14 protein-coding genes are annotated in these 12,839 nt (G+C 67.7%); 6 read left to right on the forward strand and 8 right to left on the reverse strand.

Going from position 1 to position 12,839, the window contains the following annotated elements; all coding sequences use genetic code 11:
* Positions 1–6: 6 nt before the first annotated feature.
* Positions 7–840, forward strand: coding sequence for an ABC transporter permease (locus ACWEO7_RS02965; protein WP_452420300.1), 834 nt, complete (start codon positions 7–9; stop codon positions 838–840).
* Between the two features lie 115 nt (positions 841–955).
* Here the strand turns inward: ACWEO7_RS02965 and ACWEO7_RS02970 are convergent, their stop codons facing one another.
* Positions 956–4,294, reverse strand: a complete 3,339-nt coding sequence (locus ACWEO7_RS02970; protein ID WP_452420302.1) for an AfsR/SARP family transcriptional regulator — start codon at positions 4,292–4,294, stop codon at positions 956–958.
* Between the two features lie 132 nt (positions 4,295–4,426).
* Between ACWEO7_RS02970 and ACWEO7_RS02975 the strand changes: the two genes are divergently transcribed.
* A complete protein-coding gene (locus ACWEO7_RS02975) occupies positions 4,427–4,891 on the forward strand; it encodes an SRPBCC family protein (RefSeq protein WP_450017694.1) in 465 nt (154 codons plus the stop codon).
* A 57-nt stretch (positions 4,892–4,948) separates the two neighbouring features.
* The gene (locus ACWEO7_RS02980) at positions 4,949–5,818 is read left to right on the forward strand and encodes a 1,4-dihydroxy-2-naphthoate polyprenyltransferase (protein WP_450017692.1); all 870 of its coding nucleotides are present in this window, start codon (positions 4,949–4,951) and stop codon (positions 5,816–5,818) included.
* Between the two features lie 95 nt (positions 5,819–5,913).
* Here ACWEO7_RS02980 and ACWEO7_RS02985 read toward each other — a convergent pair whose 3' ends face one another.
* From ACWEO7_RS02985 to ACWEO7_RS03005, 5 genes are all read right to left on the reverse strand, one after another.
* Positions 5,914–6,297: a phage holin family protein gene (locus tag ACWEO7_RS02985; RefSeq protein WP_450017690.1), complete on the reverse strand. Its 384-nt coding sequence runs from the start codon at positions 6,295–6,297 to the stop codon at positions 5,914–5,916.
* A gap of 74 nt (positions 6,298–6,371) precedes the next feature.
* Positions 6,372–6,953, reverse strand: a complete 582-nt coding sequence (locus ACWEO7_RS02990; protein WP_450017688.1) for a Clp protease N-terminal domain-containing protein — start codon at positions 6,951–6,953, stop codon at positions 6,372–6,374.
* The gene (locus ACWEO7_RS02995; protein ID WP_452420304.1) at positions 6,953–7,174 is read right to left on the reverse strand and encodes a helix-turn-helix domain-containing protein; all 222 of its coding nucleotides are present in this window, start codon (positions 7,172–7,174) and stop codon (positions 6,953–6,955) included. The genes ACWEO7_RS02990 and ACWEO7_RS02995 overlap by 1 nt, the downstream gene beginning before the upstream one ends.
* A 116-nt stretch (positions 7,175–7,290) precedes the next feature.
* The gene (locus ACWEO7_RS03000; RefSeq protein WP_450017685.1) at positions 7,291–8,376 is read right to left on the reverse strand and encodes an L-cysteine desulfhydrase Cds1; all 1,086 of its coding nucleotides are present in this window, start codon (positions 8,374–8,376) and stop codon (positions 7,291–7,293) included.
* Entirely contained in the window at positions 8,373–8,735 is a 363-nt protein-coding gene (locus ACWEO7_RS03005; protein WP_452420306.1) for a DUF4229 domain-containing protein, read from the reverse strand. Before ACWEO7_RS03005 ends, ACWEO7_RS03000 begins: the two co-directional genes overlap by 4 nt.
* Before the next feature lie 185 nt (positions 8,736–8,920).
* Here ACWEO7_RS03005 and ACWEO7_RS03010 point away from each other — a divergent pair, with 185 nt between their 5' ends.
* Together ACWEO7_RS03010 and ACWEO7_RS03015 are read left to right on the forward strand one after the other, a co-directional pair.
* Positions 8,921–9,130 (forward strand): BldC family transcriptional regulator, encoded by a 210-nt coding sequence (locus tag ACWEO7_RS03010; protein WP_040783886.1) that lies wholly within the window; start codon positions 8,921–8,923, stop codon positions 9,128–9,130.
* A gap of 117 nt (positions 9,131–9,247) precedes the next feature.
* Positions 9,248–9,454: a hypothetical protein gene (locus tag ACWEO7_RS03015; protein WP_355071985.1), complete on the forward strand. Its 207-nt coding sequence runs from the start codon at positions 9,248–9,250 to the stop codon at positions 9,452–9,454.
* Between the two features lie 192 nt (positions 9,455–9,646).
* Here ACWEO7_RS03015 and ACWEO7_RS03020 read toward each other — a convergent pair whose 3' ends face one another.
* Positions 9,647–10,255: a hypothetical protein gene (locus ACWEO7_RS03020; RefSeq protein WP_450017681.1), complete on the reverse strand. Its 609-nt coding sequence runs from the start codon at positions 10,253–10,255 to the stop codon at positions 9,647–9,649.
* Between the two features lie 310 nt (positions 10,256–10,565).
* Between ACWEO7_RS03020 and lppU the strand changes: the two genes are divergently transcribed.
* The gene (gene lppU / locus ACWEO7_RS03025; protein WP_450017679.1) at positions 10,566–11,216 is read left to right on the forward strand and encodes an LppU family putative lipoprotein; all 651 of its coding nucleotides are present in this window, start codon (positions 10,566–10,568) and stop codon (positions 11,214–11,216) included.
* 293 nt (positions 11,217–11,509) lie between these two features.
* On the opposite strand, the gene ACWEO7_RS03030 is transcribed toward lppU, so the two are convergent.
* A complete protein-coding gene (locus ACWEO7_RS03030; protein WP_452420632.1) occupies positions 11,510–12,580 on the reverse strand; it encodes a GNAT family N-acetyltransferase in 1,071 nt (356 codons plus the stop codon).
* Positions 12,581–12,839 lie beyond the last annotated feature (259 nt).

Here is a 12,839-nt window from a genome sequence, read left to right on the forward strand (position 1 = left end):
ACGACCATGACCACCATCACCGCGCCCGAGACGCGCCGAACGGCGCCGACGAAGATCCCCGACGTGAGCAACCACGTTCCGCTCGTCCAAGCGGCGGCGAACTCGTTCACCATGGCCTACCGCGGCCTGCTGAAGATCAAGCACAAGCCCGAGCAGCTGTTCGACGTGACGATCCAGCCGATCCTGTTCACCGCGCTGTTCGCCTACATCTTCGGCGGCGCCATCGGCGGCAGCGTGCAGGACTACCTGCCGGTCCTGATTCCCGGCATCCTGGTGCAGACCGTGGTGCTCACCTCGGTCGTCACCGGCACCCAGTTGCGCGAGGACATGGACAAGGGCGTCTTCGACCGGTTCAAATCCCTGCCGATCGCCTGTGTCTCGGCGCTGGCCGGCGCTCTGCTGGCGGATATGGTGCGCTACGCCCTCGCCACCGTGCTCACCATCGTCGTCGGCGTCGCCATCGGTTATCGCCCGGAGGGCGGTGTGCTCGGGGTCGTCGCGGCGGCTCTGGTCATCGTCTTCTGCTCGTTCGCGATCAGCTGGATCTGGGCGCTGGTCGGGGTCACCGGCAAGAGCGCGGCGGGCGTGCAGGGCATCTCGATGATGATCATGTTCCCGCTCACTTTCATGTCCGGCGCCTTCGCGCTGGTGAGCACGATGCCGGGCTGGATGCAGGGCCTCAATCACGTGAATCCGGTGTATTACATGGTGAACACGTGCCGCGGGTTGATGAACGGCGCCGCCTTCGGCAGCGATCTGGCTTGGTCGCTGATCGGCTCGCTGGTCGTCATCGCGATCTTCGCCCCGCTCACGGTCAAGGCGTACATGCGCCGGGCGTGACCGATCACCGCACCACGGCGGGCCGGGTGACATCGTCACCCGGCCCGCTTTTCGCTGTGCTGCCGCGCGCGACGGTTGGATTCCTCGCACAAACCAGATCACCGGCGTCGACTGATCAGTGAGCGTCGACCAGGCCTTGCAGCAATTTCATGATGCGATCCGCGGACCTGTTCCGGCGCAGGTGGCCGAGGCGGCGGCGGGCTTCGGCGACCGGGCCGGGACCGAGCTTCGCGGTCGCCGCGTCCAAGTGCCGTTGCCACCGCATCGAGGGAAAGTCCTGTCGGCACATGACGTTCGGGGCCAGGATGAGCAAGTCGAGCCCCACCGTGACCTCGCGGTCGACGGCGATGAGGTACGAGCCGATCGCGCAGGCGACGCCGCCGATCTGCGGCAGGTCCCGGTACTGGGTCATCGTCGGCACAGCCATCTCGGCGAGCTGCGTGGGCAGAGTCGCGTCCGGGTCGGCGGCGCCGTGTATCACCTGCGCGGCGAGCGCCGTCGCGGCCAGCATCAGGGCGCCGGGCCCGGGGCCGAGCGCGTTGTCCGGCCAGCCGAACAGTTCCAGCGCGCGTTCGTAGCGAGCGAACCCGCCCGCGGTGTCCCCTTCCGCGAACGCCAACTCCGCCGAGCTCTGCATCACGGTGGACAGCAGCCGGTTCTGTCCGAGGGACGAGTTGTCCAAGTCCGGCGTGCCGAACGCGAGGTCGAGTTCCCGCCGGGCCTGCTCCAGTTCGCCGATTCCGACCAGTGAAGCCACCAGGAGGCTACGGATCTCCACCGTGTCCTCGTAGGCACCGAGCCGCTGCAACACCTCGAGCGAGCGGCGGTAATAGGTCACCGACTCGTCGTAGCGGGCGATCTGTCCACAGACCTGTCCGACGTGCCTGCTCACCATGGCCACGCTCCAGACGTTCTCGCGCCCGAGTACCTCCAGCGCCTTGATCGCATCGATGGTGGAGCCGCGCACATCGCCGAGGTTCTCCCGGATGTTGGCTCGAAACAACAGCGCCGAACCCCTGGTCTCCGGATCGGCCGAACGCGCCGCCTCGGCGAGCAGCCTGCTGAAGCCGCGTCCGTCGGCCCTCGTGAGCATGACTCTGGCGATGAATCGGCTGTTCTCGGTGAGTTCGACGGGAAGACGAAGCAATCGGCGCACCCGCTTGCGGAGCACGGCGATCTCCCTGGCGCTGCCGTTGGTGTAAGCGAGATGCAGGAACGTCATTTGGTAGGTGACGAGCACCAGATCCGGACGCGGACCTCCGGGGCCGAAGCCGGCCGGCTCCAATTCGATGACCCGCTGGGCCCAGGCGATCACTTCCAAGTGCGATCCGCGGATGATCCACAGTGTGGCGACGACCGGAAACACCGTGTAGGCCGTCGCGGCGTCCCGCCTTTCGATCGCGCAACGCAGCGCGGCGAGCAAGTTGTCCACCTCCGCCGACACGGAGAGCGCGAGGTGGAACTGATCGCCGGTCATATACCGGCTCGCCACGTCATCGGCGTAGTCCTTGGCCCACCGCATCATCCGGGTATCGACCGATTCCGGCTCTCCCGCCGCGGCGGCCAGCTGCTCTTCACCGTATTCCCGCACCGTCTCCAACATCCGGTAGCGGGTGCCGAGCACTTCGTCGTCCAGCACGGTGAGCAGCGATTGGTTGACCAGGCCGTCGACGGCCGCGGCGACATCGACCACGTCGGCTCCGCCCGCGACCGCCTCGGCCGCCGACAGCGTGAAACCGGCGGGAAATCGGCACAACCGGCGCAACGCTGCTTGCTGTTCGGTGTCGAGCAGGTTCCAGCTCCAGTCGATCACCGCGTGCAGCGTGCGATGCCGTTCGGGCGAACTGCGATCGCCGTGGCGCAGCAGCGCGAACCGGTCGGCCAGCCGCTCGTTGATCTCCTCGACGCTCATCACTCGCACGCGGGCCGCGGCCAGCTCGATGGCCAGCGGCAGCCCATCGAGGGTGTGGCATAGCTGGGCAACCACGTCCGGCTCCAGCCGGACGCCGGGCCGCACCGCCCTGGCGCGCGCGGCGAACAGCTCGGTGGCGGGCGAGCCCGCCGGATCGATGGTCAGCGGCGGCAAAGGATAGACCGTCTCGGCGGTGATGGTCAGCGGCGAACGGCTCGTGGTGAGCACGGTCAGCCGCGGTGCGACGCCGACCAGATCGGCGACCACCATGGCGACGGCGTCGATCAGATGCTCGCAGTTGTCCAGGATCAGCAGCATGGCGCGCGCCGACACCGCGTCGTGCAGCCGCCCGCGCAGATCGACGATCTGTCCGGAACGCAGCGTGGCCGCGTCGAAGGTGACCTCGCTGAGCCCGAGTACCGCGGCGATCGCCGCCTCGATCTCGACCCTGGCTTCGTCGCCTTCGGCGCGCACCGAGGCCAGCTCGACCAGCGCCACCGGACAGGTGGCTGCCGCCTGCCAACCGATCTCGTTGGCGACCCTGGTCTTGCCCGCACCGCCCGGACCGAGCACGGTCACCACCCGGGCATCCCGGAGTAGCTCGATCAGCGCGGTGATATCGGCGGCCCGGCCGAGCAGTGCGTTCGGCGCGGCACGCAGGCCGATCGCGGCGAGGTGCGGTGTCTGTACGTCAGCGGCCGATGGCGTCGCCTCGGCCGCGAGCCCGCTTCGGGAACCGCCGTCTTCGCTCGCCGCGCTGCCCGAGCGCGGCGGCGCGACGCGGCCTATCCGCTGCCCACGCAGGATCGCCGTATGCATCTCGGTGAGCGCGGGTCCCGGGTCCGTGCCGAGTTCCTCGGCCAGCCGGGAGCGGAAAGCGGCGAACGATTCCACCGCCTCGTTGGGCCGTCCCGACGCCGCCAGCAGGCGCATCAGGGTCTGCTGCGCGGGCTCGTCCAGCGGTTCCGCGGCGGCCCGCCGCCGAGCGAGACGCAAGGCTCCATCGACGTCGCCGCCGTCCTCGCGTGCGGCCAGTTCGAGTTCGTCCAGTTCGGCCAGACGCCGCCCGGCCGCTGCGCGCAGCTCGTCGGCGAGGTCGCCCGGCGGCAGATCGGCGCCGGGATCCCCGCGCCACAGCTCCCGCGCCCGGGTGATTTCCGCCAGGCATCCCGGAAGGTCGCCCGCCGCGCGCAGCCCGCGCGCCCGCGCCAGGCGCTCGCCCACCGACGACAAGTCGACCTGATCGGCGCCGAGGGTCAACCGATAGCCCGCCGGGCCGATTTCCAGCGCGCCCTCCGGCAGCGCCGAACGCAACCGGGAAACCTGGGTGTGTAGCGCGTTCATCGGCGAGCGCGGCGGCTGTTCGCCCCAGACGTCCTCGATCAGGGCCTGCGCGCCGCGGCTGCGACCCGGCCGCAGGGCCAGGGCGGTGAGCAGCAGCCGGGAGCGCGCACCGGGCAGCGGCGTCAACGTGCCGTCGCGGCGCAGCGCGACCTCGCCCAGCAAGGCCACCACGACCGATTCGCCTGCGGGCGTCGTCACTGCTCGACTGTGGCCGTGCGGGCCGCTGTGCTCCGGAAACATCCCGCGGTCATCGTAGGCGAGCAGGCCCGAGAAGCTCGACACGAATTCTTTGCCGCGACTGCGAGCGGTCGGTCGCATAGTGTGACCCCCATGGCTGAGTTCGAGGTGGTCCGATCGGCCGTGATCACGGCCGACCCCGCGCGCGTGCACGGGCTGATCAACGATTTCCACAAGTGGGTCGAGTGGTCGCCGTGGGAGGACCTCGACCCGCAGCTCCAGCGCAGTTACTCCGGCGCGGAATCCGGGGTGGGCGCGCGCTACGCCTGGAGCGGCAACCGCAAGGCGGGAGCGGGCAGCATGGAGATCGTCGGCAGCGCCGAGCGCGAGATCGGCGTGCGCCTGGAGTTCATGAAGCCCATGAAGGCCACCAACATGGTGACCTTCATCCTGGACCCGGTCGAAACCGGCACCGAAGTGACCTGGCGGATGACCGGCCGGCAGACCGGCCTGATGGCCGTCATCGGCAAGCTCATCCCGATGGACAAGTTCGTCGGCCGGGATTTCGAGAAGGGACTCGCGCGGATGCAGGAGGCGGCGATGGCCGAAACGGCCTGATCGCCGTGCGCGGGCTGAGGACGGACCGCGTCCGACTCTGCCCATTATGCTGCGAACATGGCTACTGCAGCGCAATGGATCGAGGGCGCGCGACCCCGTACCCTGCCGAACGCGATCGCCCCCGTGCTCGCCGGGACCGGCGCCGCCGCGTCGATCGACGGTGCGGTGTGGTGGAAAGCGATTCTCGCGCTGTTCGTTTCGCTGGCGCTGATCATCGGCGTGAACTTCGCCAACGACTACTCCGACGGCATCCGCGGCACCGATGACGTTCGGGTCGGCCCGCTGCGCCTGGTCGGGCAGAAATTGGCCTCGCCCACCGCGGTGAAGACCGCCGCGATCGTCAGCTTGGTCGTCGGGGCCGTCTTCGGCCTGGTGCTGGTGCTCACCAGCGCTTGGTGGCTGCTGCTCGTCGGCGCGGCCTGCCTGGCCGGCGCCTGGTACTACACCGGCGGCAGGAAGCCCTACGGCTACAGCGGATTCGGTGAAGTGGCGGTGTTCGTCTTCTTCGGCCTGGTCGCCGTGCTCGGCACCCAGTTCGTGCAGGCGGGCCGGATCGACTGGGTCGGTGCGCTGCTGGCGATCGCGGTGGGCGCGTTCTCCAGCGCCGTGCTCGTCGCGAACAACCTGCGTGACATCCCCACCGACACGGGCTCCGGAAAAGTGACCCTCGCGGTCAAACTCGGCGATCCGCGCACCCGCACGCTGCATCTGGCCCTGCTCACCGTGCCGTTTCTCGCGACGTTGGCGCTGGTCGCCCGCACGCCATGGGCACTGGCCGGGCTGCTCGCGATACCGCTCGCCGTCCGCGCCAACGCACCGGTGCGCGGCGGCAAGGGCGGCCTGGAACTGATTCCCGCGCTGCGGGATTCCGGCCTGGCGTTGCTGGTCTGGTCGGCGGTCACCGCGCTGGCGGTCGGGCTGGGTTAGCGCGCCACCGGGCCTGACGCTCGCGGGGCGCGCCGGCCAGGTGAACCCGATGGTGCGATGGGAGACCGAGCGTCGTGCGTTCGCGCCGCCGCGGACTAATCCTCGTCCGGAACGAGGATGCCGAGCACCCAGTTCACGAGCGAGACGATGATGCCGCCGAACACCGCGGCCCAGAAGCCGTCGACCCGAAGGCCGTAATGGCTGAACGCCCCGGTGATCTCGGCCGTCAACCACAGCATCAGCGCGTTGATCAGAAGCAGGAACAGGCCGAGCGTCACGATCACCAGCGGTAGTGACAGCAATTTCACGATCGGCTTGACCAGGGCGTTCACCGCCGTGAACACCGCGGCCACCGCGAGGACCACACCGATCTTGGCGCCGTTGCCGCCTTCCGGAGCGAGAATGTCGATCTTGTCGACCCAGACGGCGGCCAGCCAGATGGCCACCGCGTTGATGATCAACCGAATCACGAGCTGCATGGCCCAATGCTAGGCGTCGGAGGCGGACACGCGCCGCTGGAAAACACGAACTCCCGCAGCGCATGTCCGCCTGCTCAAGCCGCGCGGTCGAGCAGGGCGTGCACCTTGGGCCGCAATTCACCGATCGCGGCGGAACCGCCGAACAGGCGCACCGTCGTCTCGTTCGGGGCGCGCAGGATGCCGAGCAGCATGTGCCCCGACTCGATGGTCTTGTCCTTGCGACCGAGCGCCTCACGCAGGGAGAGCTCGAGCACCTTCTTCGCTTCCTTCGTGAACGGAATGTGCCCGTAGTACCCACCGCGGCTCCACGGGAACGGCCCACGGCGCGGGTCCGGCGCGGCGCGGTCGAGCGCGTCCTCGCCGAAATGCGTTTCCAGCGACTCCCGGACGGCATCCAGATCGATGCCGATGGATTTCAAGGCTTCGGCGTCCTCGGGGCCGAGCGGTATCCCGCTGCCCTGCTCGGCCAGCGCGCGGCGCACACCATCGCGAGTGAGTCCCGCTTCCGCGAGCAACGCGGTCAACTCCGGCTCGGCATGTGCGAGCAGGCCGAGCAATACGTGCTCCACCTCGATATTCGACGCGTGGAGTTCGCGCGCGTCCTCCTGGGCGACGACGATCGCCGTGCGCGCAGACCTGCTGAACCGCTCGAACATCAGCGGATCCTGCCTTTCCGGTTGTACTTCTGGTGGACTGCCTGCCTGCTCACCTCGAGCGCCTCCGCGATCGCCTGCCACGACCAGCCCTGAGCACGGGCATTGGCCACCTGGATCGCCTCGAGACGTTCGAGCAGCCTGCGTAGCGCGAGCACCGCGCGCAGCCCGACCTTCGGATCGGGACTGCCCGCGGCCGCCGCGAGTGTGGCTGCTTCCGTCATGACGTCAATTTTTATTGACACACGCGCATGATGTCAACAAAAATTGACAACTGCGGGCGCGATTGAGCCCCGTTCAGCCTCCGGCGAACAAATCCCCTGGCCGGGGTACGAACCGATCAGGCGTCCCAGATTCCGGTCGCCACGAACTTCTCCAGGACAGCGGCGGGCTCCGCGAGCTCCAGCCCCTGCGACGCCACCCACGCGTCGTCGAAATACGTTCCGGCGTAGCGATCCCCACCGTCACACAGCAGCGTGACGACACTGCCGCCGCGCCCTTCGGACAGCATCTCGGCGATCAAGGCGAAAACTCCCCACAGGTTGGTGCCGGTGGAGCCGCCGACCCGGCGGCCGAGCCGCGCGCTCGCGAACCGCGCCGCCGCGATGGACGCCGCGTCGGGCACCTCGAACATGCGGTCCACGATCTGCCCGACGAACGAGGGCTCCACGCGCGGGCGGCCGATGCCTTCGATCCGGGAGGGCATGCCGGTCTGGTAACCCGCGTCTCCCGTCTCGTAACCGCCGTAGAAGGCGGAGTTCTCCGGATCCACCACGGCCAGCTTGGTCGCATGCCTGCGGTACCGGATGTAGCGGCCGATCGTGGCGCTGGTGCCGCCCGTGCCCGCGCCGACCACGATCCATTCCGGCACCGGATTGGTCTCCAACGCCATCTGCTGGAAGATCGACTCGGCGATGTTGTTGTTGCCGCGCCAGTCGGTCGCGCGCTCGGCGTGGGTGAACTGGTCCATGTAGTGACCGCCGCATTCGGCCGCCAGCCGCGCCGCCTCGGTGTACATGTCCGGCGGGCGCCGCACGAAATGACATCGACCGCCTTGGGCCTCGATCAGCGCGATCTTCTGCGGAGAGGTGCTCGCCGGCATCACCGCGACGAAGTCCAAGCCGAGCAGTTTCGCGAAATAGGCCTCGCTGACCGCCGTCGAACCCGAGGACGCCTCGACCACGGTCGTCCCCTCGGTGACCCAGCCGTTGCAGATCGCGTACAGGAACAGCGAGCGAGCCAGGCGGTGCTTGAGGCTGCCGGTGATGTGGGTGGACTCGTCCTTGAGGTAGAGCTGGATGTTCCACTCGGCGGGCAGCGGGTAGCGCAGCAGATGGGTGTCCGCGCTGCGCTGGGTGTCGGCGTCGATCAACCGCACCGCGTTGTCGACCCAATCGCGCGGCGCGGTGTGATCGCAGGACTTCACGAAGACTTCCCCGACTCCGGCGCGGCGGGCGGCTCGTCGCCGCGCAACCGCGCCCGTAGCTCGGCCTTGTCGCGGCGCCTGCGCTCGTCGACCAGGGCGATGTCCTCGTTCACCTCGGCCCGCAGCCGCTTGAACAGCACCAGCGACAGCGGCATCGCGATGATGAGCGCGAACAAGGCCGCGACCACGATGGGGATGTCCACCGACACCAGCCGCGCGGCCAGCACGATCAGCGCGGCGAGCACTACCACGAGACCCAACCTGGCGACGGTGTAAAGGGTCAGATTGCGGGCCAGACGACGACCTGCGCCAGCCGTTTGCTGTCCGGAAGCACCTTTTGGTGGATTCGCGTCACGCACATCCCTCAGCCTATGCGAAGCTGTTGCCCGCCCCCGGTGCACGCCCAATAGCCGGGGGTGGGGCGCGCATCCGTTTTGTCTATTACCTCCCCTTTACCAACTGTAGGTGGTTCGAGTACCTAGGGGTTTCAGTGCGACGATGGCGCCATCTGATGAGGGAACTGTCGAGAACGGAGAGGTTTGCTATGACTGCGATCACCGTCGGCGGCCAGGACACCCTGCTGACTCCGGGCCAGGTTGCTGCCCTGTTCCACGTCGACCCCAAGACCGTGACGCGCTGGGCCCACGCCGGGCGCCTCGGGTCGCTGCGCACACCGGGCGGACATCGCCGGTTCCGCGAATCGGAAGTACTCCAGCTGCTCAAGTCGCTGACCACCGAGGCGACCGCACGCTGATCGCAGGGCGCGCGGGCCCGTCGTGCTCGGGTCCGCGCTCGCCCGCAGACCATTTTCGCGTCTGCGGTGTGCTGGAGTCACGTACGCGGCTACCCTCGTAATCAGGAGGTGAGCGACGTGACGTACCTATTGGCACTCATCGCGGTGGTGGCAATAGCGGTGTTGTGCTGGAAGGCGTTCGGCCCCGAGCGGACTGGACCCACTGCCCCGCAATCGCGTTCACCACGGCGCAAGCGCGTCATCGGACCCGACGACGACCCGGAGTTCCTCTGGCGACTATCTCGTCAGCACCGTGACGGCGAGTCCGGTTCCGCCGAGCGTTGATCTTCGCAGTACCCGCGCGATAGCACGCGTCCAGCGGTATCCGGCGTTCGCGCGATTTCATCGCTCTGCCGTGGCGCCGTCCCGGCGGGGGCCGAACCTCCACCCTCGACGGACGCCACGACGATCGACAACCCGGTCCGGGTGCGGCAGGCGCGCTGCGGTGCGCCTGCCGCACCCGATCCGCGGCATCGATCAGGGTTCGCCGTTGACGACCGCCATCAGCGCGTCGGTGAACGGCTGCCCACCCTGAATGGCTCCGCCCGCGATCGCGCCGACGACCAGGCCGATCGGGCCGGTGATGATGCTGAAGAAGCCCAGGCCGATCAGGGCCCCGAGCAGCCCGCCGATCAGCGCGCCGCCGACCACGCCGACCACGTTCTGGTTCAGCTCGGCGATGAGACGGTTCATCGAGCTGATCGGCTGCATTTCGCCGATCTCCTTGGCGCCTGCCACCGGGGTGAGCGCCAGACGCCGTCCGCTGTCACTGATTTCGTGCGCGACCGACAGCTTGCTGCCGGAAACCTGGTAGGTCAGCGGCACTTCGGCCACCACAGCTCCGGTATCGGAAGTCAGCTTGATCTTGGTGCCGTCGTCGGCCACCGCGAAGGTGCCGTGCTCGACGGCGGTCGAGATGGCTCCGGTCTCGCGCGAGACCGTGGTGTGGTAGTCGACCCCCTGCTCTACACCGGTTGTCGTGATCTCACGCTCCGGTTCTACGGGTTTCGCGTTCGCGGCCCCCGCTGTGATGCCCACTGCGGCAACCGCGCCGAGCGTAATGGCGGCAATAGTGCCGAACTTCATTCTGGAATTCCTTCTCACCGAGGCACCGGCTCCGGAGGCCGGATGGCGTGTGACTGTACAGCGCCCGTGACTAGTTTCCAGACTTGGCGACCGGCACACCTGATCGCGAAGTTCGTTATCCGATCGTGATCACTCCCGGCCCGGATACCGACCCGAAGGTTAATTCCCAGCGCGATCGCTACCCGTGGGAAGGAAAACTCGACGCGGACGTGCCGCGTAGTGTAAGCATGGCGTGGTCTTCAATCCGCAAGATTCACAACTTCGGGTCGCTAGGTGGGTTCGAAGGGTTCACAGCTCTTGGAGGACGTACGTGTCGCGCCAACGTGTCCGCGCCGGTATCACCCTGGCCGCCTTCATGGTCGGGACCGGACTGGCGGCCACCATCGTGGTCGTCGCCGCGCTATCGATGTCCGGCCCCGCCGACGAGCCGGCCAAGGCCGCCGCTCAGACCAATAGCGCCGCAACCACGGCCGCGCCCCCGACGACCACCGAAGAGCCGCTGCCGACCACCACGGAGGCGCTGCCGACCACATCGGCGATGCGCGGCGCGTCGAATAAGAGCGCCACCAGCATGCAGGTGAACATCGGCGACTGCGTCCAGCTCGGCGGCGCGGGCGCGATCGACAAAACCGCTTGTGGGAGCCCGAACTCCGTCTACAAGGTCGTCGAGAAGGCACCGGCGAACGCCAGCTGTCCCACCGATGCCGACCACACCTACAACGAAACCCTGCACGGGGCGACGCAGGCCGCGCTGTGCCTGGATATCGACTGGGTCGTCGGCGGCTGCATGGAACTGACTCCCGGCAGCCCGAAGCGCCTCGACTGCGCCGCCCACACCCCGGGCGCGGTCCGGGTGATCGACATCAAGCAGAACACCGTCGATGTCAACGCGTGTGGGTCGGCCGACAGCGGAATCGTCTACCAGCAAAGGCATTTCGTTGTTTGCGTGGCGCGGCTGTAGGTGCCGTTACACCTCCGCGATACGGACTTTCCGTCCACGAGGGAGCCGCGACTTTGCGGCCGATTAACAGACATGCGAAGTCTTGTGTCCCTTAAGACGAGGCTCGGAACGTTATTCGTTCTGCCGGTGGATAATTCGCGTGCCGCCACTCGCGCGTTGCACGCGTCGTGAACCAGAGAAGATCTCACGCAATTCGGGATGCACAGTCTGAAACGTTGGCATTCAATTATTTTGACGCAATCGCATCAATAAAAACCCTACTTTTCCGTGAAATACTCTCCGGCGGGTGCTCGTCAGCCCGCACCGTCGAGTGCGAGACCCATGAGCACCGCGTCCCACAGCTCGCCGCTGCGGCGTCGGTAATGCCCGCGCAGGACGCCCTCGACCTCGAAACCGGCTCGGTCGTAGAGCGTCATCGCGTGCCGATTGTGCGGCCATACTTGCAGACTCACCTTGTGGGCACCCTGATCGCGAGACCAACTGATGACTTGCTCCAGCAGCACAGGCCCGATGCCACGTCCCCGCCGGTCCGCCGCGACCATCATGCCGAAGGTGGTGACGCCAGGTGTGCCGAAGTAGACCGTCGCCGTGCCCACGATGCCTCCGTCGATCTCCGTTACGAAGACACCGCGCTTCTCGTCGCCGAGATGCGCTCGGATCTGCCGTGCGGCGTCTTCCACGTCTAACGGCGCTTCGGCCCCGATCCATTTGCCCTCCGCCGCCACCGCCACGCGCAGTTGGACGATCCCGTCGACATCGCCTTCCTCAGCAACACGAGCCGTGGGGCCGGTCAGCGACCGCGGTCTCGCCGACGGGCGGCTCGGGGAGAGCCGCGCGTACATGAACATGTCGCGACGACTTTCGCCGACTTGCTGCCACCCGCGCAGCAGCCCCTCACGCCGGAATCCCGCCCGATCGGCAGTCCGGATGGAGGCGGTGTTCCACGGTTCCACGTGGAGCTGCAGCCGGGCAACGGCCAGTTGCTCGAACGCCCAGTCCGCGACCGCCCGCAGCGCGTGTGCGGCCACCCCCTGCCCACGAGCGGACCGCACCAGCCAGTACCCGACCGATGCCCGGCCCTCTCCGAGATCCTTGGTCCAGACTCCGATACTGCCGAGCGGCTTACCGTCCGTCGCTCGCGCGATCACGAAGGGGTACCCGCTTCCGCTCACGGATCGTTCCCACTGCCGCTCGACGAACTCCTTCGCCGCTTCCGCGGTGTAGATCGACGGCACAGTGGTGATCAACGGGATCGTGTCGTCGTCCGATGCTTCCCGAACCAGGTCGAGATCAGCAGACGACATCGACCAAGGTCGAAGAACCAAGTCACCTGCCGCTGCGGTCAATTCCGGCACGCGACGCATCCGGGCCGTATCCGAGTTCTTCCCCACCAGACGATGATCACCGTCCGCGATCACGGGCGCTAGCGGATTCGGACTGCCTCGCACAGCTCCGGACCGGCATCCGCCGCGCGTGTCGGCCGACGGGTCAGCGCGAAACCTGTGCTGGTTCCACGACGTTGACGGACATTGCTCTCATGGCTGATACCAGAACTCGCGAGCACCTCGTCTTGCCTACTTGGCACCTGCAAGTCGAGTATCGACAGGTACCGTCGCAGGTGGA

It is taken from the genome of Nocardia sp. NPDC004260 (assembly GCF_053603155.1).

Bases quoted from the DNA above. Each gene is read 5' to 3' on its own strand.
- ACWEO7_RS03030 (WP_452420632.1), bottom strand. From the start codon at position 12,580: ATGCGTCGCGTGCCGGAATTGACCGCAGCGGCAGGTGACTTGGTTCTT.
- ACWEO7_RS02985 (WP_450017690.1), bottom strand. From the start codon at position 6,297: ATGCAGCTCGTGATTCGGTTGATCATCAACGCGGTGGCCATCTGGCTG.
- ACWEO7_RS02990 (WP_450017688.1), bottom strand. From the start codon at position 6,953: ATGTTCGAGCGGTTCAGCAGGTCTGCGCGCACGGCGATCGTCGTCGCC.
- ACWEO7_RS02980 (WP_450017692.1), top strand. From the start codon at position 4,949: ATGGCTACTGCAGCGCAATGGATCGAGGGCGCGCGACCCCGTACCCTG.
- ACWEO7_RS02995 (WP_452420304.1), bottom strand. From the start codon at position 7,174: ATGACGGAAGCAGCCACACTCGCGGCGGCCGCGGGCAGTCCCGATCCG.
- ACWEO7_RS02975 (WP_450017694.1), top strand. From the start codon at position 4,427: ATGGCTGAGTTCGAGGTGGTCCGATCGGCCGTGATCACGGCCGACCCC.
- ACWEO7_RS02965 (WP_452420300.1), top strand. From the start codon at position 7: ATGACCACCATCACCGCGCCCGAGACGCGCCGAACGGCGCCGACGAAG.
- ACWEO7_RS03010 (WP_040783886.1), top strand. From the start codon at position 8,921: ATGACTGCGATCACCGTCGGCGGCCAGGACACCCTGCTGACTCCGGGC.
- ACWEO7_RS03020 (WP_450017681.1), bottom strand. From the start codon at position 10,255: ATGAAGTTCGGCACTATTGCCGCCATTACGCTCGGCGCGGTTGCCGCA.